The sequence below is a fragment of the Rhizobium sp. BK313 genome, assembly GCF_014193655.1.
In the GTDB taxonomy this organism is placed as follows: Bacteria; Pseudomonadota; Alphaproteobacteria; order Rhizobiales; family Rhizobiaceae; genus Rhizobium.
In genome coordinates, this window is the sequence record NZ_JACHZQ010000008.1 from 48620 (window position 1) to 67819 (window position 19200).

The 19200-nt window shown below is 59.1% G+C and carries 18 protein-coding genes; 7 read left to right on the top strand and 11 right to left on the bottom strand.

Annotation, left to right across the window (positions count from 1 at the left end; all coding sequences use genetic code 11):
• Positions 1 to 46: 46 nt before the first annotated feature.
• From FHT86_RS30645 to FHT86_RS30680, 8 genes are all read right to left on the bottom strand, one after another.
• A complete protein-coding gene (locus tag FHT86_RS30645) occupies positions 47 to 748 on the bottom strand; it encodes a bacteriorhodopsin (RefSeq protein WP_133710953.1) in 702 nt (233 codons plus the stop codon).
• Positions 749 to 794: 46 nt separating this feature from the next.
• On the bottom strand, positions 795 to 2159 hold the full coding sequence (locus FHT86_RS30650; protein ID WP_133710952.1) for an ABC transporter permease: 1365 nt from the start codon (positions 2157 to 2159) through the stop codon (positions 795 to 797).
• A complete protein-coding gene (locus FHT86_RS30655) occupies positions 2159 to 3553 on the bottom strand; it encodes an ABC transporter permease (RefSeq protein ID WP_133710951.1) in 1395 nt (464 codons plus the stop codon). The genes FHT86_RS30650 and FHT86_RS30655 overlap by 1 nt, the downstream gene beginning before the upstream one ends.
• Positions 3550 to 5367 (bottom strand): sugar ABC transporter ATP-binding protein, encoded by a 1818-nt coding sequence (locus tag FHT86_RS30660; RefSeq protein ID WP_210298098.1) that lies wholly within the window; start codon positions 5365 to 5367, stop codon positions 3550 to 3552. The genes FHT86_RS30655 and FHT86_RS30660 overlap by 4 nt, the downstream gene beginning before the upstream one ends.
• 82 nt (positions 5368 to 5449) lie before the next feature.
• Positions 5450 to 6616, bottom strand: a complete 1167-nt coding sequence (locus FHT86_RS30665; RefSeq protein ID WP_133710950.1) for an ABC transporter substrate-binding protein — start codon at positions 6614 to 6616, stop codon at positions 5450 to 5452.
• Between the two features lie 42 nt (positions 6617 to 6658).
• Positions 6659 to 7429, bottom strand: a complete 771-nt coding sequence (gene attM, locus FHT86_RS30670) for an N-acyl homoserine lactonase AttM (protein ID WP_133710949.1) — start codon at positions 7427 to 7429, stop codon at positions 6659 to 6661.
• 195 nt (positions 7430 to 7624) lie between these two features.
• Positions 7625 to 8473, bottom strand: coding sequence for an alpha/beta fold hydrolase (locus FHT86_RS30675; protein WP_183868970.1), 849 nt, complete (start codon positions 8471 to 8473; stop codon positions 7625 to 7627).
• A 28-nt stretch (positions 8474 to 8501) separates the two neighbouring features.
• Positions 8502 to 8891, bottom strand: coding sequence for a hypothetical protein (locus tag FHT86_RS30680; protein WP_133710947.1), 390 nt, complete (start codon positions 8889 to 8891; stop codon positions 8502 to 8504).
• Positions 8892 to 9057: 166 nt separating this feature from the next.
• Here FHT86_RS30680 and FHT86_RS30685 point away from each other — a divergent pair, with 166 nt between their 5' ends.
• The gene (locus FHT86_RS30685; protein WP_133710946.1) at positions 9058 to 9885 is read left to right on the top strand and encodes an IclR family transcriptional regulator; all 828 of its coding nucleotides are present in this window, start codon (positions 9058 to 9060) and stop codon (positions 9883 to 9885) included.
• Positions 9886 to 9994: 109 nt separating this feature from the next.
• Here FHT86_RS30685 and FHT86_RS30690 read toward each other — a convergent pair whose 3' ends face one another.
• The 3 genes from FHT86_RS30690 to FHT86_RS30700 form a co-directional block, all read right to left on the bottom strand.
• Entirely contained in the window at positions 9995 to 10822 is an 828-nt protein-coding gene (locus FHT86_RS30690) for an IclR family transcriptional regulator (RefSeq protein WP_133710945.1), read from the bottom strand.
• Positions 10823 to 10851: 29 nt separating this feature from the next.
• Positions 10852 to 11865 carry an alpha/beta fold hydrolase gene (locus tag FHT86_RS30695; RefSeq protein ID WP_166656986.1) on the bottom strand — a complete coding sequence of 338 codons (1014 nt, stop codon included), beginning with the start codon at positions 11863 to 11865 and terminating at the stop codon, positions 10852 to 10854.
• A gap of 413 nt (positions 11866 to 12278) precedes the next feature.
• Positions 12279 to 13256, bottom strand: a complete 978-nt coding sequence (locus FHT86_RS30700; protein ID WP_133710943.1) for a helix-turn-helix domain-containing protein — start codon at positions 13254 to 13256, stop codon at positions 12279 to 12281.
• Positions 13257 to 13735: 479 nt separating this feature from the next.
• Between FHT86_RS30700 and FHT86_RS30705 the strand changes: the two genes are divergently transcribed.
• From FHT86_RS30705 to FHT86_RS30730, 6 genes are all read left to right on the top strand, one after another.
• On the top strand, positions 13736 to 14323 hold the full coding sequence (locus FHT86_RS30705; RefSeq protein WP_133710942.1) for a thioredoxin family protein: 588 nt from the start codon (positions 13736 to 13738) through the stop codon (positions 14321 to 14323).
• Between the two features lie 64 nt (positions 14324 to 14387).
• Positions 14388 to 16022: an FAD-dependent oxidoreductase gene (locus FHT86_RS30710; RefSeq protein WP_133710941.1), complete on the top strand. Its 1635-nt coding sequence runs from the start codon at positions 14388 to 14390 to the stop codon at positions 16020 to 16022.
• Positions 16019 to 16345, top strand: coding sequence for a ferredoxin family protein (locus tag FHT86_RS30715; RefSeq protein ID WP_133710940.1), 327 nt, complete (start codon positions 16019 to 16021; stop codon positions 16343 to 16345). Before FHT86_RS30710 ends, FHT86_RS30715 begins: the two co-directional genes overlap by 4 nt.
• Before the next feature lie 15 nt (positions 16346 to 16360).
• Positions 16361 to 17194, top strand: a complete 834-nt coding sequence (locus FHT86_RS30720) for an ABC transporter ATP-binding protein (RefSeq protein WP_133710939.1) — start codon at positions 16361 to 16363, stop codon at positions 17192 to 17194.
• Positions 17195 to 17211: 17 nt separating this feature from the next.
• Complete coding sequence (locus tag FHT86_RS30725; protein ID WP_133710938.1) at positions 17212 to 18081, top strand: ABC transporter permease; 870 nt, start codon at positions 17212 to 17214, stop codon at positions 18079 to 18081.
• 16 nt (positions 18082 to 18097) lie between these two features.
• Positions 18098 to 19114, top strand: a complete 1017-nt coding sequence (locus FHT86_RS30730) for an aliphatic sulfonate ABC transporter substrate-binding protein (protein WP_133710937.1) — start codon at positions 18098 to 18100, stop codon at positions 19112 to 19114.
• Positions 19115 to 19200 lie beyond the last annotated feature (86 nt).

A 19200-nucleotide genomic window follows, 5' to 3' on the forward strand; every position in this document is an offset into this window, starting at 1 on the left:
ACGTTTTCCTTCAGAATGAGCAGGGGTTGCGGGCGAGCGATAGACTTCAGGCATTGTTGGTCTCCTCTGAAGCGAGGACGCCGGTCGCGAGAATGGCAATGCCGAAGGCCATGCGATTGAGAATGTCAGCGACGTTGTAGGCCACCGACAGGCTGCCATCGTCGGTCATTCCCGCGAAGGCCGTGAGGAAATTGCCAAGCGGATAGATCGCCCAGCCGATGGTGACGATTAACCGCAGCCAGAAGTAACCGCGGCGCAGATAGTCACCCGTGGACGCACGAACCACATCGTCCATGCGTCCGAAATAGAGCTCGCCAAGAATGTAGAGCCAGAAGACAAGCCCGATCAGGAAAGCAAGGGTTGGATGCATGAACTGCGCCTCGCCCAGATATCTGACGAAAACCATCAGTTCAGCAACGACGATCAGTCGCCAGAAGAGGCCGGCACCGAGCTTGCCTGCCGTCTTGGCCAGGAAAAAGAGCGCCATGACCTGAACCGGCATCGAGACGGCCCATCCGACATAGTGGTAGACGACCGGGACGCCGCCGCCGGCAAGCCAGGCGTTTCTCGCTTCGAATGCCGCCGGAATGCCGACGAGCGCGGCGATTGCGCAGAGCGATACCGGAAGGCGCCAATTGCGACCCACCCAGCTAGTCCCCAGCAGGAGCAGGACCGTGGTCGCGGCCAGACCGAACAGGGCAACAGAATAGCTGGCCGCAGTCAGGTCGGTTGTCTGGTAGACGGCCATTTAGTGTCTCCCTTCCCGGAAATACGTGTGATTCATTCAAACCTCCTCAAATCTGCGTGCGGATGTGTGGGGAACGGGCGTAGAGCGCTACCATCGGCAGAATGAGCAGGCCGAAGATGAACTGTTGCCATTTGAAATCGAGGCCGATGCCGACAAGGAAACTTGAAAGCACCTGCAGGACGAGCACGCCGATGACCGTAAAGCCGTAGCCGCCTGCGCCGCCAAGCAGCGAGGTCCCCCCGACGACCACCGCAGCCAGAGTGAGGAACAGATACTGGTCGCCGACGCCGATGAAGCCTCCGCCCGACCAGCCGAGGAGAAGTCCGCCGGTGAGCGCGGCGAAGAAGCCGGACAGGGCGTAGACGATGATCCAAAATCGCATCTCGGAGATCATGATGCGACTGGCGGAGGTACGATTGACACCGAGCGCATATAGATAGCGGCCATGGACCGTGGTCCGCAGACCGATGATCATAAGGAGTGCAATAAGTGCCCAGATCGCAATGACCGGTGGGAACGGGAGGCCGAAGGTTGATCCATTCATGGCGGAAAAGTTCGATAACCAGGCCGGAACGGTGCCGAACACGTTGCCCGAATATGCCGACCCGATGGAGGTGATGATCTGGACGCCACCCGAGATGGCAAAGCCGGTTCCAAGAGTGACGATGAGCGCCTGCCCCTGAAGCCGATAGCTCAAAAGGCCGTTGATCACGCCGAGCAAAGTCCCGGTCGTCAGGACAATGATGACGGCAAGCCAGGGCGGAACGCCAAGGCCGATCAAATAGAGAAGACCGACATTGGCTGCGCCGATGATAAACGGGATCGACAGATCGAGGCCACCCAGAAGCGCAACGAGCGTCTGTCCCACCGAGGCGATGCCCAGAAACGAGGCAAAGAGCAGCATCGACTTGATGTTGTTGCCTGACGAGAAGCCATCGATGTTCATCGAGCCGACCGAAAACAGGCCTGCCAGCACCATGATGCCAATGAAAGCCGAGCGGTTCTGCTGGAACTGACGCCCTAACGTCCTGGTGAGAACGAGGATCACCAGTAGGATGATCAGAGAGATCACGTTCCAGATGTTGAAGAATGCTTGAACCGTCAGAGACAGCAATAAGAACGCGAGCAGGATGACACCCAGGCCGAAAAGCGGCCAACGGTACTTTATCCAGGCCTGGCGAAGCGGCCCTGGCCCATCCGTCGATGGCACGGTCGCGCCATCGAGGAATTGGCCGATAAGATAGCGCCATGCCCAATAGAAGAGCACGAGCGTGGCGATCGCCGAGAGGATGATGATCTGGACGGATATCGCCTGGGCGAAGCCGAAGCCGATGCCGATGATCGTCAGAATGATGCCAACGACGAGGCCGAGAATACGGGCAGGCAGGCTGAGTTGCGGCAAATGTTCCATTATTTTGTCACCTCAGTCTGGGTCGCGCTAGCGCCTTGGGTGATAACGTAGGCTCCGGCTAGTGCGAGGGCGGCGACGACGACCGCCACGGCGGGCCCGACCGTCCGCCGGCTTGCCTGGCCAATCGCAAGGCGAAGGAAGGCGGCGACGATGATCAGAATGATCGATGCGAAGACGAGCGGAGCAGCGGCGACGCGCAACGCTTCGGTTTCAGCGGAAAGCGAAGCAGTCTCAAGCGGTGCGGTCAGTGCGGCCTGCACGGAGAAGGGACCGCCGACATAGGCACCTGTCGCGCCGAGAGAACCATAGTCGAACGTCGCGTGAAGAATGATGCCGAGAACGACAACAGAGAGCGCTACAAAATAAAGAAGCGGCGAAAAGTTGCGGATGTAGCGCTGGATCACGGGTATGAGCAGCGTCAGCAGCAACGAGACCACCAGGATGACGCCGTAAGCGAGGTTTGTCACGAAACTCTGGACCGAACCAAAGTTGAACGACGAAAGTACATAGGTGATCAGGTAGAGGTTCAACGCCCCCAGAGCCGAGCCGAAAACACCGCCTCTGCCGCCGCCGAGCGATGCGCCGCCAAGCACGAGGGCCGTGACCGCGATCAGGGTATAGGTCGTGCCTTGGGAGGGATCGCCAGACGAAATGAGCGCGGTGAAGCAGATCGACGCGAGGCCGGCAAAGCACCCCGAAATCAAATGCGCGCCGATCCGAACGATGGTGATCGGCACGCCTGACGTGTAGGCGGCGCGCTCGTCAGATCCCATGAGACGAAGATGGGTGTAAAAAGCCGTGGCGGTGAAGAGAAGCCAGGCGGCGGTGGCGAGCAGCAGAATGACGAGGACGGGCGAAAATATCGTGATTCCGAACCCCCATTCCTCCATGAAAGCAGGGGATGTTCCCCCGGGCCGCGGGAGAATGACCAGGTTGATACCGGACAAGGCAAGATAGCCGGACAGCGAAACGATGATCGGCTGAACCCGGACGTAGATGACGATCAGCGAGAAAATCAGCTGGTAAGCCGCTCCCACCCCCATGCAATAGAGGAATACTGGGATGGGATTTTCCAGGAGCCCCGCCGCGTGCAGCTGAATCATCGTGACGTTGATAAAGCCGATCAGCGGACCGACGGAGAGATCGATGGTGCCGCGTCCCGCGATCGTTGATGCCATCAAGGTATAGGTCGCAAGGATCAGGGGCGTCACGACAATAATTGCTGCGCCGATGCCCGAGACGCTCATCAGGCTCGGCGCCCTGAGCACCGCAATCGACAGAAGCGCGAAGAAAAGAGTGATCGGCATCAACAGGAACGGATTGGAGCGCCCGCCCTGTGCCTCGGCCACCACTTGCTTTGCCGTGGAAGGGGTATTGATGGGCGAAACGCTCATGTCCGGCTGCCTTGACGTTGGGCGCCCCGATCGTCGAATTCGACGATCCGGATTGACTTCGAGGCGACTTTGTTTTCGGAGACAGGGAACGGAACGAGGCGCTCCGTTGGTGTCCCGCCGCGTTGCGGAAGCGTGTCGCCGATCCTCAGCGCCGCCTTGATCTCCGGCGGAACCTCGACCGTGACGCGAACATTGTCACCGGCTGCCACGGTCTGTTTCTGCCCTGGTGCGCGATGGGGCGAAAGGCCAAACGGGCCGGTAAGCCCCACACCGTTCGTTTGGCCGAACATAGCCTCGAGAACTCGTTTAGGATCGAGATTTCTACCGTCGAAAGCGTCGAACGGAGCTCCGTCCCGGAACACGACGACCCGTGTTGCAAATCCAAGGAATTCTTCAATTTCGGACGAGAGGTAGATGACGGCACGTCCCTCGTCGGCAAAGGTGCGCAGGTGCTTGTAAAGTTCGGTCTTCGCACCGGCGTCGATTCCTCGCGCCGGATCATTCAGAACGATCACGTCGGGTCGCATCGCAAAGCCACGACCGATCAGCACCTTTTGCTGGTTGCCGCCCGACAGCGAGGTGATCCTGTCTTCTTTGACGCCAAACTTGATGAGGAGATTTTCAGCCTCCCGCTTGAAGATTGTGCCGAGTATGACGCGGTCGACGAAACCAAGAATTCCACCCCGCTTCTTTTCCCGATAGAGCGGCATGACCATGTTTTCGAAGATGGAGAGAGACGCGAAGATGCCTTCGCGCTTTCGGTCGCCGGAGACGTAGGCAATCCTGCCCTTGACCGCCTCGGGCAGATTCCTGACGGGAGACCATGATCCATGGCGGGAGGCCACCTGGACCAATCCATTCGAGGCGGCCATCACACCTGCAAGAACGCGGACGAAGGCATCCTGGCCCTGGCCGTCGAGGCCCGCAACGCCAACGATTTCGCCCCGTCGCAAATCGAAGTCGAACGTCGTGCCGTTCGGCCAGACGGCGAGTCTTCTCGCCTTCAGCGCCCGTTCATTTGTTTTCGGTACGGGAGCCGTCGTTGCGCTATGGCCGCTGCGGTCTTCCCCGGTCATCAACGCGAGAAGGTTCTTCTCCGTGATCTCGGTCTTTTCAAGAATGCCGACGTCGCGCCCATCACGAAAGACGGTGGCACGATCCGATATCCGGACAAGCTCGGCAATACGGTGTGTAACGATCAGGACCGTCGTTCCCCGGTCCCGGAGCGCTCGCATCTTGGCAAAGAGCCGTTCGGTCGAATCGAAGTCGAGCGCCGCCGAACTCTCGTCCAGGATCAGGATCTTCGGTTCCGACAGCAGGGCTCGGGCGATCGTGATCCACTGCTTCAGCCCAAGGGGAAGGGTTCCGACGAGCGCGTGTGGATCGATTGGCTCCCCGGCGAGCTCCTCCATCAGCTCGGCGGCGCGCGCGACCTTGCGTTCCTGTGAGAGCGTTTTCGTAAACAGATGATCGGCGCCCATGAAGATATTGTCGACGACTGAGCTTTCGTCGGCGACCAGGACTTCCTGGTAGACCGTCGAGATACCGAGCGCGCGGCTCTCGGCCGGCGTCGAAGGGGTCTCACCCAGAATGGAGACCGTTCCGCTGTCGATCGGAAGAACGCCCGATACTACCTTTGCCATCGTGCTCTTGCCGCAGCCGTTTCCGCCGACGATCGCATGGATTTCTCCGGCCCGCGCGGAGAAGGACGCACCGTCAAGCGCCCGCGTCGGTCCGAAGTACTTCTTGACACCACGCACGACGATGGTGTCTCGCGCTGCGATTTCGGTGGTTTGTATGGCGGAAGACGTCATGGCTCATCCCGTCCGCGTAAAGCGACGACCAAAATTCGAATGTTGTCTGGGGAATTGGGCCGCTTGCGCGGCCCAAGCTAACTCACCGCTTGTAGGCTCTAGGGTCGGCCGGACGAAGGAAGAACTGGTCCAAGTAGGAGGGATCGTAGCCCCAACCTTTCGCACCGACCTTCAACCATTCCGCGCTGTCGACGGAGCAATCTTCGTTCATGACCTTTTTCAGATCGTCGAAGCTAAGCTTCACGGGATCAACCAGGATCGACTGGACCTTCGGCCCCTGCCCCTCCAGCGTGCGCATCATCACATGCCACATCAATTCCATGTCGTCCGCCGGCGGCCACAGCTGATACGAAGTATTGATGTAGTTGGGGTTCTTCCGCCAATAGCAGAGGGCGCCGAGTTCGCCGCCGATGGCGACAGGAATCTCGCCGCGGCCGGCCTGCTGCACGGCGCGCAAGACCCCCATTTCAGCTGCGGATTGTACGACGATACCGTCGAGCTTCCCCGGATTGGTGGCAAGCCATTTCTGAACTTCCCCCTGCGCAACCTGGTCTGTCCACATGCCAGCGACCGAACCGACCACCTTGATGTCCTTCGAGGTAGCAAGACCTGCAAGCACGCCGCGGTTCTGGCTGTCCGAACCCGACGTGCCGGGAATGCCCTCAACGACAAGGACATTGCCCTTTCCGCCGAGCTGGTCGACCATCGCCTTGCCAATCTCGTAGCCCCCGACCTGGTAGTTGACCGAGGAATTGATGGCGTACTCGGATGTCAGGTAGCCGGTCATCGAAAAGACAGGGACGCCCTTGGCCGCCGCATATTTCACCGATGCATTGAGCGCTGTGGGGTTCGAGCAGCACAATATGATTGCATCCGCGCCCTGATCGACGAGCTGGCGGATCTGCTGGATCTGGGTTGAATCATTGAGATTGGATTGGGTGACAACCAGATCGGAAATCAGACCAAGCTTCTTCCACTCAGGAACGATTTGGTTCTGCAGCTCGTTCATTGCCGCGGCGCGCCACGTGTTGCCAGCATAGGATGAGGCATAGCCGATCTTCCAGGGGGGCCCCTTCTTCGGCTTGAAATCCCTCCACTTGCTGACCCCGATCGGCTGCGCGGGGTCGAGCATCTCCTTGTTGTAGAGGCGTTTGACAACATCGGGATTGAGTTCGTCCAGTCCCTGCGCCATCGTGCTCGTGACGAGCACACCTAAAATTGCAGCTGCGTACGCGATTATCCTAAGCATATTACCTCCTCCAGTTGATTAGCTGCGGTAGCGGGTTATGCGTCAGTCGTAGAAGTCGTGCGGCGCCTTTCGCATGCCTGCCCAGGCCTGCGGGTCGTGGCCGGTCAAGACGGTCGCACCCGTTGCGGCCGCGATCCGATGAAGCTTGGAAACGGAGTCGGCTGCCTGCGCCGATGAAACCACCAGTCCGGGCAGCGCGCGGTTCTCCCAGTGGTCCATCGTATAGGCGGCATCGATGGTCAGCAGGATCGGTCCACTTTTCGGCAGATTGATCAGAAATGACTGGTGTCCGGGCGAATGGCCTGGCGTGAAGATCGTCCGGATCGTTCCGTCGCCGAACAGGTCGAAATTGTCCGTGACCTCGCCGCCAAGGAATTTCCAGTTCAAGCCCGGGCGATCGAAGTCGGAACGGATATAGGCTCCGGCCGAAAACCAGTGTGGCTTCAGAGCGTAGTCATATTCGCTTCTTTGAACGATGTGCTGGGCTCGGGGGAAGCGGCCAATTGCGCCGGTGTGGTCCAGGTGAAGATGGGACTGCAGGACGTAGCGAATGTCGTGCGGTGCAACGTCGACCATTTTGAGCTGATCGACGCAATTTTCGGACACCGCCATGATCGGATCATATGTCTCAACGACCTTTCCCCAATGGCTGTGTTTGTCGATTGCGGCCTCGATTGCGTTTCCGCCGTCGATCACGACGTTTCCTTGCGGGTGCTTTATCAGGAACCAGGGAACAGGAATTTCCATGTCCCCTTCGCCCTGATTCATTTTGATGTACTTGACCTTCGTTCGGAGAACTCCGGTCTGGAACATATGCAATTCGATCCCCGAAGACTTTCGCCGAGAACGTGGCGCTTCCTTCGGGGCCGGGGAGAAGGTTGGACGCGGCGCCAGCGCAGAGCTGCTCCTCAAAGACGAGGCCGATTTTCCATCTGTCTCGACGCGGCGCCCGTGTTCATCAAACTCGATGATCTTCATATGTCAGCCTCGGGTTTCCTTGTTCGTCGATCAGGTGCGCTCATCGATGATGCGAAGCGCTTCTTTCAGGTAGACTGCGAATAGGGGATAGTTTTCCGACATCGGGAAATGCCCGATGTCTTCCATCTCGATGTAGATGCCGCCGGGAATCTGCCGCGCTGTGTTTTCCGTTGCCTCGGGTGGCGTAAGATAGTCGTACGTGCCAGTCATCATGATCACCGGGCAGCGTTTCGTATCGATGTTCTCAAGTTTGCCCCGAAGGTCGTGGTCGATCGAATAAAAGTAGAGGTCGCCCTTGAAGGCCTCGGAACCCTGGCTGTAATAGTGCCACGTCAACCAGCGATCCATGTCCGGGCTTTGCGGCGCCATCAAATCCCAGACGCCGCTGGCGCAGACCTGAGCCGCATTGGCGTGGGGATGTCGCCACCAATCCAGGTAAAAGCCTGGTGCGTGTTCGGCCGCCTCGACTGGAATAACGGCGCGGAATTTCTCAGGGTGATGCAGGGCCAGTTGCAGCGCGACGTTGCCCCCGAAACTGGAACCCATGAAGATTGGTCGATCCAATTCCAGTGCCTCGGACAGGGCAATGATGAAATTCATGTAGTGGCTGGCAGTCAGCGTATACTCTTCTTTCCACCATTCGCGATTGAGCGGCGGGTCGGACTTTCCGTGCCGCGCAAGATCGTAGGCGATGATGTCGTAGTTTCTGGTGATCGAATCGTCTTCGAGAAGCCCACGCCATTGGTGGTTGTGGCAGCCTGCGGTGTGCTGACACATCACCGGGACGCCGTTGCCGTTGCGCAGATAAAAGACCTTATATTCGTAGCCATCCACGTTGATCGTCACGTAGCGGCCAATGACAGGAGAATGCTTTGCCATTCCAATATTCCTTCAGAACGATGCTGTGTCAGACGGGCACGCCGACCTTGCGCAGGAGTTCAAACTGGACGGTGAAGTTGCGCAGGTTCTGCATCATCACGAGGATGTTGCCCTCAATCTTGAGATCGCGTCGGAAACTGGCTGACCAGATTCCGTGATACATCGGGTCAGGAATCGGCTTGGCGAATTCTCTCCAGGTCGCCGGACTTGCGCGCAGCGCGAAATCGTAGGCATCGAGAGGTTGGGGGTCGGTATTGATCCTGTAGGTTTTGCCGTCGACCATTTCTACGATGATTTTCTGGGTGCCCATGTCCCACAGGAATGTGCAGGTATAGTAGCGCGCCATCGCCCCTATGGTCGGGTCACGATCGGTCACTTCCCCGAACTTGACGGCCCAGTCGCGGACGTTCAATGCCATGCAAACCTCCCAGTGAAGCACGATCCAATCGCGAGCCCGCAATCGGCCTTGTTCCGATAGCTGCCCTGTGTTCATTATACTGAACACATTTCAATAGACAGGACGCTAATCACTGGGCTATATAAATGTCAAGGGAAAAACAGCGCCGGCATCGAAAGGGGACTGCATGGAGCCAAAGACGCAGCGAGCGAAACACGTGCCTGCGCTCGAAAGAGGCGCTCGAATTCTGGACCTCGTGGCGCGTTCAAAGAGTTTTCTGAACTTGTCCGATCTTTCCCGCGAGCTGAAGATCGCTCGAAGTTCCGTTCACACCCTCTGCCACACGCTGGTCAACCTGGAGCTTCTTATCCGGAGAAGTGACCAAACATTTCAGCTCGGCCCGCATGTCATGCGCTGGTCGAATGCATTCGCCCTTCAGTCCGACGTGGCGGCGGAGTTCGCGTCCATTTGGGATCAGGAAACAGAACTGCCCGGAGCGACGATTACGCTCACAGTCCTTGAAGGCGCCGAAGTCGTTTACATAGCTGCCCGGAATTCGGAGCTCAGCAACAGCCGCGTTGATTTTCGTACAGGCATGCGGCTTCCAGCTGCATTCACGGCGACCGGCAAAGCCTTCCTCAGTCATATGAGTGACTTTGAGGTGCGTCGTCTTTACCCCGAAGGATTGCCGCCGGTGCGCACGCCGAAAAGTGTTCGAGAGCTTGATGATCTGATCGCCGAACTGCAGGAGGTTCGAAAGGTTGGCTACAGCTGCGATAACGAGCAGGTTGCCGAAGGCATCGTCTGTTTCGGAGCGGCAGTGCTCGACTCACGGAATCGGCCGATCGCCGGCGTGGCTGTCAGCCTGCCGAACGAAGTGCTTGATGACGACATTCAGGACAAGGCCATCGCCAACGTCACACGGATCGCCACTCAGCTGTCTCACCGTATGGGCGCCGATCTTCACCGAATGGGTCGCTCACTGCGGACTATTACGGGCGACAGCCAGGAATGATCCGGGAAAACAATCTCGTCCGAGCCGAAGGATTGCGGCGTAACAATCCATTTCGTGAAGAGCATTCAGGGACCGGTGACGGGCTTTCACCTCACCATGGGATGAAACGTCATCTCTCTACCTCCGCACCCATTCTGTACGAAAGGCGGTTGGCGAGCCCTAGAACGACCTCGGAAAGGTCCTTCAGCGCATTCTCCTCGGCAAGCTCGCTTGGTGCGCTGAGCATGACCGCAGCCAATGGTCTATTGAGTGCATTCAGTACGGGAGAGCTTACGTTCGTCACACCTTCCACGCATTGACCGATATCGCTCGCCATCCCTCCTTCCCGCGCAGCTTTGAGTTCATCCAGAAGTTCGTCAATTCCAGTTATGGATTTGGTCGTCAGAGGGGGAGGAAATTTGCCTTCGAACGACCGCCTCACTTCAAAATCGGCGGAAAGCGACAGAACTGCTTTACCCGAAGCGACGAAGACGGCCGGCAAACGCATCCCAGGACGAGCAGTAAATCGGTTTCTGTTTGTCGACTGCCGAGCCGCGATGAAAACCATATCCGTCTCTTCCGGCACGGAAAGCGACGCAGTCGCATGTTCCGGGATCGGCATGTCTTCGCAGATGAGGGCGAACTCGGTTGCGACGTCGGTCTGCCGGTCGAAGCCGTGTGACCATCGAAGCAAGTGCGGCCCCAATATGTAACTCTGGTCCGCCCGACGAATGAGAAGTCCCAGCTCCACCATGGTCAAGCAAAGGCCGTGGACCGTGCTCTTCGGAAGATTGGTTTCCCGTGACAATTCCGAGACGGTCAAAAACCGTTTCGACGTGCTGATCAGATCCAAGATACCGACAGCCCGCTCAACCGCAGGGACCAGCTTTTGCAAGGGCTTGTCTTGATCCATACCACACCAGAATCGGTTTTCCCCAGCTATAGGTGCCAACAGCACTCAAGACAACCGGATGTTCAGCGATGCGATCAATCGAAGCAAAAGATTTTCGCTCTGGTCTCCGAGCGCGGCTGCTCTTGTTGAGACCTGGTGGGGACCCGAGAGACGGCCTCCCGGCATGCGAGACGCCGTTCCTGTGTCGCAGCTCTCGGACGTACGCTCGATGCCTTACCGGACCAGCGTCGGAGCTGGCCCTGCACCAACAGGACAATCTGCTCTGGACTTTCCCTGTGGATCCAATGACCGCAGTTCCTGAGCGAAACCCAACTCACCTGTCCCGGGATGCGATCCGCGACCGCTGCTGTTTGCCCCACGCTGATAAATTCATCGCACAGGCCATGGATCAGCAAGACCGGAGCGGAAATTCGATCGAAGCATGCCGTCGCATCCCATCCGTTTTGGCACTCCGACAGACGGTTTTGTCTCCAGCGCTGATAAGCAAAATTGGGATCGGGTTGATCCGCACTTGATTTCAGAAGGAGTTCTGGCCCGCTATGCCTGAAGGGAATAGCCTCCAAACTGGCGCGAAGGTAATCGTCCGCAAATCCGTATGAGGCCAATCCGGTGACACTCAGAACCCGATCAGGAAAAAGGCTTGCGAAAATGAGGGCGACCGACGCCCCGTCTGCATGCCCGACAAAACTTGCGCAAGCAATATCCAGCGCATCCATGAGTGCCGGCAAAACGACACTGGCCTCGTAATACAAAGGATCACGGTCGGTCTCTGCGATCGGCGGGCTCGATCCACAGCCGGGTCTTGAAAAAGCAATCACCCGCAGTGTCGGTTCGGCACGGACAAGACCCATAGCGATGTCGACAAGCGACGACCAATTCTCTAGGCCGTGGGATAGCATGATCAGGTCCTGACCGGATCCGCTTCCAAGGATCGCGATGTCAAGCGCGCCGGCACGCGTCTCGATTGATCTCGCCAACGGCAGTTCTACAAAATTGTCTTGGATATTCGTATTCGTGCGATGTCCGCTCACGACGCAGCCTCCCCACTCCGCCCGATACTGCCGCGAAAAGGCGGCAGCGGTGAACATTTGTGCTGTCCCGCGCAGTCCTCCTCCGCGCGGGCAAGCCCTGCTCTTGAAGCCAGAACAACGATCAGCAATGGCTAAGTGAGAACGACCTCGGCCTCTGCGATCGCGGCTGGCAACAAAGACGTGTTTTACCGATTGGTACCTCTCGAAACCAAAGACCTGATTACGATGACCCATCGTCACGCGTAAGGGACTTCGAAGTTTATGGACCGCGATGACGACGGCCACTCCTGAATTGCTGTGCTAGTGGCAATTCTTGCTGTTTTTGGGAGAAGGAGACGATGATCAGCGTCGGAACGGAAAACTTGGGAGATCGACGCGGGATTGCGGAGCCGGCACAGCATGCGTTTTCATCGCCAACCTCCTGACGCCGAGCCCCTTATCCATGCTGACACGAAGTCTGACGACATTGCTCAATGAGCGTTGCGATATTGTGTAGGCGACACGCCGACCGACTTCTTGAAGGCGCGCGCAAAATTTGTCCCTGACGAGAAGCCAATGGCGAATGCGATATCCTCGACCGTCATATTCGGATCGGTAAGCAGGACCTTTGCTCGCGAGACCCGCAGGTCCGTAAAGTATTGGAATGGTGCGCTTCCCGTTGCCATTTTGAACGCTCGGGCAAAGTGGTAGACACTCAAGCATGCCACGCTCGCCAGCTCCTCTAGAGCAATGTCAGCGCCTAGATTCTGGTACATGAATTCCAGCACGCGATTGAGGCGCGCGCGGTCCAAAGCGCCGGCAGTTTTCCCATCGATGAACGATCCGGAGAACTTCTTGGGATTCTGACGGGTGTAGTGTTGCAACATCCGAGCGGCAAGCGCGAGCGCGAGCGAATCCAGAACGATCCGCCCGGCGGCGTTTTCGGCTTGCAGTTCTTCGGCTATTGCCAATCCGATGTGTTGGACTAGGGGATCATAAAAACCCCCGGTGTACATGAGGCCGGAATCCGCGGGACTGTCATCAGGGCACTCAAGGTTGCCGAACAGGTTTTGCGGAAGATAAAGATGAAGCATGTCGAGCGAGCCGGAGTGAATATGCAGATACTTCACCGCGACACCACGAGGACATATACAAGCCGACCCTGGCCTCGATAGAAACTTCTGCTCCGGCCCGTCTGCCCGCCGGCGTATTTTGGCCGAGCCGGAAAGCGCTATGATCACCTCATTTACCTGCTGCACGAATGCGGTGCAGTGGAGGTCCTCGTGACGACGTACCTCTGCTGTCACAGTGCTTCGCCATCCGCGGTCGACGGAAGACGCAAGCAGCTTGCTGCCACCGAGTTCGTACTTACTTCCAAGCATCACGCCAGCCTGGTTACCAGTACCTAAAAATCCGGTTTCCCGCGCTGGATTCGGCGCGATATATTGTGAATGAGCGACATTCGTCATCCGGAACTCTTCCTCCCCTCCGCAACACAAGGGTTCCCCTCCCAGGCTACCCTTGTATGAAGTTCAAATTACTACATGATATCTGCAGCTGCGGCTACGTCGACTGCGATTTGCTTTCCCACGTCGCTGGAGGGTGATCAGCAAACAGGGAAAGAAGTATGCCGAAGTCTCTATACGGGCAGGGCCACCTACGGGTACGCCCTGGGCCGATCGCGGTCCTGATGAGCTGGCCGGCTTCGAACCGCCAACCTTGCCCAGCCTAACAATCGCACTTGGTTCTGAGGCGACCACCTTTCAGGACGTCAGACAGCGCTCCAGGGCCGGAGCTCGGATACAATCCGGCGCGAATGAAAATCTCATTTCCTGGCAAATTCTAACCTTTGATGCTCATTTCGGCTTCGCCTTAGCAAAAACATCCGTTTTAATTGATTAATTTTATAGAGAATATGGCTTATATAGATTTCGAATGGGAACCCCACATGCCTCAGACCACGTCGAATCAGATTGCCATCGGTACAAAAGCAGCGGATTTTCTCCTGCCGGATGCGGAAGGGGCACTGCATCGTCTCTCGGATTTCGAGGACGGCAAGGCCTTGTTGGTCGCTTTCATCTCCAATCGCTGTCCCTTCGTGCTGCTGCTTCGCGAGCAGTTCGCGGCTTTTGCCCGGGAGTATGCGCCGAAGGGACTGCGGGTCATCGCCATCAACAGCAATGATGCCGAGGCACATCCGGAAGAATCGCTTGTCCGGATTGGCGAAGAGGTCCGCAATATCGGATACGAGTTTCCGTATTTGAAGGACGCCTCGCAGGATGTCGCCAAGGCCTATGGTGCGGCGTGCACGCCGGACTTCTTCCTGTTCGACGCTGACAGCAGGCTCGCCTATCACGGCCAGTTCGACAACGCCAGGCCGGGCAACGGCAAGCCGGTGACCGGCGCGGACCTGCGGGCTGCTGTCGAGGCTGTACTGAGCGCCGGCAAGCCTGCCGAACACCAGACGCCCTCGATCGGCTGCAACATCAAATGGCAGCCGGGCAACGAGCCTTCCTGGTTCTCGAAAGCTGCCTAATCCTTCCCGGCAGCGGCTCGCCCGCCGCCTTTCGGCTCCCTAAGCAACCAGCAAGCAGTCCAAAATGTCTTTGAAGCGTAAGGATTTGCCCGGCGGCGATCTCCTCAATCTGCAGGCGGATGTTCTAGTCATCGGTGGTGGTCCCTCCGGCGCGTGGGCGGCGCTTGCCGCGGCGGATACAGGCGCCCGTGTCGTATTGGCCGACAAGGGATACTTCGGCACCAGCGGCGCGACAGCACCCTCCAATACCGGCACATGGTTCGTTCCGCCAGGCGAGGATCGGCAACTGACAGTCGAGAGGCGCTGGCAACGCACTGGCGGCCTTGCGGATCAACGCTGGATGCTGCGCTGCGTCGATCGGGCCTATGAAAACCTGCTGAAGCTGTCCGAATGGGGCTATCCTTTCCCGAGCGAGGACGATGGCAAGCTCTATATCGCCAATCTTCGTGGCCCAGACTACATGGCCTTCATGCGCCGCCGCGTGCTCCGCGCCGGCGTGACCGTGCTCGATCATCACCCGGCACTCGAACTGCTGTCCAATGGGGAATCCGTCACGGGCGCTGCCGGCCTCGACAGGCAGCGCGGCCGCGACTGGCGCGTGGACGCCGGCGCCGTTGTGCTGGCGACCGGAGGCTGCGCTTTCGGCGAGCGCATTCTCGGAGCAACGACGCTCACCGGTGACGGCCTGCTGATGGCCGCTGAGGCGGGTGCCGGCCTCTCCGGCATGGAATTTACGGGAAAATACACGCTGGCGCCGCACGGCTCGTCGCTGAACAAGGGGCTGCCCTTTCGCTGGGCGCGCTTCTACCGGGAGGACGGCACAGCGATCCTCGATGGCAATGGCGAGCATCTCTCAAACGGCATCGGCGACCGTGAGAGGGATATCGTCAGCGCGATGATCGAAGCTCCGGTCTTTGCCAAGCTCGATATGGCAGAGCCTTCCTTAAAGGACTGGCTGCGCCGGGGCCAGCCGAATTGCTTTACGCCCTATGACCGCATGGGTATCGATCCCTTCAGCGATCTCTTCCGCGTCACCTTCAAGGCAGAGGGAACCGTGCGCGGTACCGGCGGCATACGCATCGCCACCTCCGACTGCGGCACCGATGTCGCCGGCCTTTATGCTGCCGGCGATGCGGCCAGCCGCGAAAACCTGACCGGCGGCGTCTCCGGCGGCGGCGGGCCGAACTCCTCCTGGGCGATCGCCAGCGGTTGGTGGTCAGGCCAGGGTGCTGCCGCCCATGCCCGACGCTACGAGACCAAGGCGTTTCGCCGCGCCTCCCGCCCGCTGGGTCAGGCCGGATTGCGGCCGGCAGCAAGCGCCAAAGCTGGCGTCGGTGCCAAAGAGATCGTCGATACGGTCCGCGCGGAAGTCATCCCGCTCGAGAAGAATTACTTCCGAGATGGCGGCCGGCTTCGGGTGAGCCGCGACCGGCTCGACAGCCTGTGGCACGACGTCCGCGACCATCTCTGCGGCGAGAGCAATGATCGCCTGCGCAGTCGCGAGGCAGCAAGCATCGTCGCGGCCGGCCGATGGTCGGTGACGGCGGCGCTCGCCCGCGAAGAAAGCCGCGGCATGCACCGCCGCATCGATATCAAAAACAGCGATCCGGCCTTTGCACGCCGTCTGGTGCTGACCGGCGTCGATGCAATCGCCATCGGCAGCGACGCCGATCAGGACCGCAAGGAGATGGCATCGTGATCGAGATCGTATCCGAAACGCGCTGCATAGAATGCGATATCTGCGTCAAGGTCTGCCCGGCCAATGTCTTCGATGCCACCGAAGCGGTGCCCGTCATTGCCCGGCAGGACGACTGCCAGACCTGCTATCTCTGCGAAATCTACTGCCCGACCGACGCTCTCTATGTCGCCGAACACGCCGACGGTCCGACCGGAATTCGCGAGTCTGAAGTCGAGGAGCGTGGCCTTTTCGGCATCTATGCCCGTGAACTTGGCTGGAAACGCGGAAAGCCCGGCGGCTCAGAATATGACCCGACGCATCGCATCCGCGTCGCCCAAGTCTAGAAAGGACCGACAGCCATGGACCGCATCATCGTTTCCGATGTCAGCAAGACCTTTCAGCTGAAAGCCGGCCAGCGCGTCACGATCGACGGCCGGCCCTCCGATCACGTCACAGTTCTCGACGGCATCGATCTGGCGATCCGCCAGGGTGAATTCGTCACCCTCGTCGGCCCAAGCGGCAGCGGCAAATCTGTTCTGCTCGACATCATCGGCGGCCTCAGCCAGCCGAGTGATGGTGTCGTTCGTCTCGACGGCAACGTCATCGTCAAGCCGGATCCGAAGACTGGATACGTCTTCCAGCAGTATGCCTTGTTTCCCTGGCGCACAGCGCTTGCCAACATCGAATATGCGCTCGAAGTCCGCCGCGTTGCCAAAGCCGAACGCACCGAACGCGCACGGCATTTCCTAGCCCTCTTCGGTCTGTCCGACTTCGCCGATCGCTATCCCAATCAGCTTTCCGGCGGCATGCAGCAACGCGTGGCAATCGCCCGCGCGCTTGCGACAGAGCCGCAGGTGCTGTTGATGGATGAGCCCTTCGCCGCCCTCGACGCCCAGACCCGCGACACCCTGCAGAGCGAACTTCTGAAAATCTGGGAGAAGATCAACACGACCGTGGTCTTCGTTACCCATTCCATCGACGAGGCGATCTATCTCGCCGACCGCATCGTCGTGATGACGGCGCGGCCCGGTCGGGTGAAGCAGATCATCGACGTCGATCTGCCGCGCCCGCGTGATGGCGATATCCGCGCCTCCGACGCGTTCAACGCCTACCGTGCCGAGGTTTGGGAAGCCTTGCGTGACGAGGTCGACAAAGCGCAACGCGAAAGCGGCCTTGCCGCCTTCGCCCATTGAGTCCGGGAGTAACGAACATGGCTTATGTCAGCGACAAGACGGGTTTTGCCGGCAATCTGCGGTCGCTCCGCGACGGCTCTGCTGATCGCGCAACGCCACAGAAAGCGCGGAAGCCGCGGCAGGTCCCCGGCTATCTCTATGGGCTGCCGCTGCTGATCGCATTCTTCGCCCTCTGGGAGATCGCGCCGCGCGCCGGTTGGTTGAACCGGATTTTCTTCCCGCCGCTCAGCGAGGTCTGCGTGGCCTGGTGGGCGATGGTTCTCGACGGCACGCTGATCGACAACATCGGCATCAGCCTGGAGCGGGCCGCCGGAGGCTTTGGACTCGCAGTCGTCGTCGCCATCCCGCTCGGATTCCTGATGGGTCGCTATCCAATCTTCGAGAAGGTGTCGGATCTGCTCGTCCAGACGCTGCGCAATACATCGCAGTTCGCGCTGCTGCCTGTCTTCATCCTTTTGCTCGGGATCGGCGAAGCGTCGAAGATCGCAGTCACCTTCTACTCCTCGATCTTCTTTCTGCTGGTCAATACCATTGCCGGCGTCAAGTCGGTCGATCCGCTGCTGATCAAGGCGGCTCGGTCGATGGGCACGTCGGACCTCAATCTGTTCCGCAAGGTGATCCTACCCGCGAGCATCCCCTCGATCGTCTCGGGGATGAAGCTTGCGGTCAAATCCTCGATCTTCGCCGTCATCGGCGCTGAGATGCTCGCGGCCAAATCAGGCCTCGGTTTCCTCATCCAGCAATCGCAACTGATGATGCAGACCGCCGACATGTATGCCGGCATTCTGACGATGACGGCGATCGGGCTTCTCGTGAACTATCTCCTGGTCTGGTTCGAGCGCTGGGCAACCGCGTGGAAGAGCCACTCCGATCATTCCGACTTCTGATTTCAGGAACCACAATATGGCTATTTCTCTCAACCGACGCACATTCCTCCAGGCCGCCGCCGCCGCGCCCGTCGCGCTCTCGATGTCGAGCCGCGCCGTCATGGCCGAGGACAAGCCCTCACTGATCAGGATCGGCAGCACGGCGCCCGGCCATCTCAAATTCATCCTGGCGCGCCATAGCGGTGCTTTCGACCAGGAATTCGCGAAAGACGGCATCAAGGTAGAGCTCGTCGTGTTCACCAACGGTGGCTCGGAGGCGACGACGGCTCTTGCGACGGGCGCGATCGAGGTCACCTACACCGGCAACAATCCGGCGCTGCGGGTCGCCGCCGCAGGTGCCGACGTCAAGGCTGTTGGCCTTTCCAGCTTCACCAAAGCGGATGGTTCGGCGATCATCGTTCGTGCTGATGCGCCATTCAAAACAGTCGCCGATCTCAAGGGCAAGAAGGTTGCCTATCTCTTCGGCACCGTGCGCCATTCGATCTTCAGCAAGGCGCTTCATGCCGTCGGACTGACGACCAACGACGTGGATTCCCTCAATCTCGCCTTTGATGCCTCCGGACCGGCACTGGTGCGTGGAGACGTCGATGCGATCGTCGAGACCGAGGATGTGGGGGCGAAGCTTGTCGAGGCCGGACAGGCGCGCGTTCTGCTCGACGCCAACGATCATCCGGAATGGTCGGCACCCTATATCATCTCGGTCAATGGCGAGTTCGCCCGCAAGTATCCCGATATCCTGACCCGACTACTGAAAGTCGACATAGAGCTTGCCCGCTGGGCCGACGCCCATCCTGACGAGACGATCAAGATCTTCTCCGAGGAAACCAAGTCCTTAGAAAAGGCCGTGCGCAAGACCTACGCCGACGGCCATTTCTACCAGGATCCGCGCATCACGGATGCGGCCATCCAGTCGCTGAAGGGAGAAGAGGCCTTCATGTCCGAGGCGAAGCTGCTGAAGGGCACGGTCAAATATGACAACTGGATCGACCAGAGCTATCTCGACAAGGCCTATAAGCTGGTGGATGGAGCCTAACTCCCCCGTCGACGGCGTTTGCACCCGCGTTCGGCCAAATGCCGGTCGTCTCTTGGGCCCGGTGGTCCCGCCCGTTGCATTCGACT

Bases quoted from the DNA above. Each gene is read 5' to 3' on its own strand.
- FHT86_RS30650 (WP_133710952.1), bottom strand. From the start codon at position 2,159: ATGGAACATTTGCCGCAACTCAGCCTGCCTGCCCGTATTCTCGGCCTC.
- FHT86_RS30710 (WP_133710941.1), top strand. From the start codon at position 14,388: ATGTCTTTGAAGCGTAAGGATTTGCCCGGCGGCGATCTCCTCAATCTG.
- FHT86_RS30700 (WP_133710943.1), bottom strand. From the start codon at position 13,256: ATGACGAATGTCGCTCATTCACAATATATCGCGCCGAATCCAGCGCGG.
- FHT86_RS30655 (WP_133710951.1), bottom strand. From the start codon at position 3,553: ATGAGCGTTTCGCCCATCAATACCCCTTCCACGGCAAAGCAAGTGGTG.
- FHT86_RS30660 (WP_210298098.1), bottom strand. From the start codon at position 5,367: ATGACGTCTTCCGCCATACAAACCACCGAAATCGCAGCGCGAGACACC.
- FHT86_RS30665 (WP_133710950.1), bottom strand. From the start codon at position 6,616: ATGCTTAGGATAATCGCGTACGCAGCTGCAATTTTAGGTGTGCTCGTC.
- FHT86_RS30720 (WP_133710939.1), top strand. From the start codon at position 16,361: ATGGACCGCATCATCGTTTCCGATGTCAGCAAGACCTTTCAGCTGAAA.
- FHT86_RS30730 (WP_133710937.1), top strand. From the start codon at position 18,098: ATGGCTATTTCTCTCAACCGACGCACATTCCTCCAGGCCGCCGCCGCC.
- FHT86_RS30675 (WP_183868970.1), bottom strand. From the start codon at position 8,473: ATGGCAAAGCATTCTCCTGTCATTGGCCGCTACGTGACGATCAACGTG.
- FHT86_RS30680 (WP_133710947.1), bottom strand. From the start codon at position 8,891: ATGGCATTGAACGTCCGCGACTGGGCCGTCAAGTTCGGGGAAGTGACC.
- FHT86_RS30645 (WP_133710953.1), bottom strand. From the start codon at position 748: ATGGCCGTCTACCAGACAACCGACCTGACTGCGGCCAGCTATTCTGTT.
- FHT86_RS30685 (WP_133710946.1), top strand. From the start codon at position 9,058: ATGGAGCCAAAGACGCAGCGAGCGAAACACGTGCCTGCGCTCGAAAGA.
- FHT86_RS30725 (WP_133710938.1), top strand. From the start codon at position 17,212: ATGGCTTATGTCAGCGACAAGACGGGTTTTGCCGGCAATCTGCGGTCG.
- FHT86_RS30695 (WP_166656986.1), bottom strand. From the start codon at position 11,865: ATGTTCACCGCTGCCGCCTTTTCGCGGCAGTATCGGGCGGAGTGGGGA.
- FHT86_RS30705 (WP_133710942.1), top strand. From the start codon at position 13,736: ATGCCTCAGACCACGTCGAATCAGATTGCCATCGGTACAAAAGCAGCG.
- attM (WP_133710949.1), bottom strand. From the start codon at position 7,429: ATGTTCCAGACCGGAGTTCTCCGAACGAAGGTCAAGTACATCAAAATG.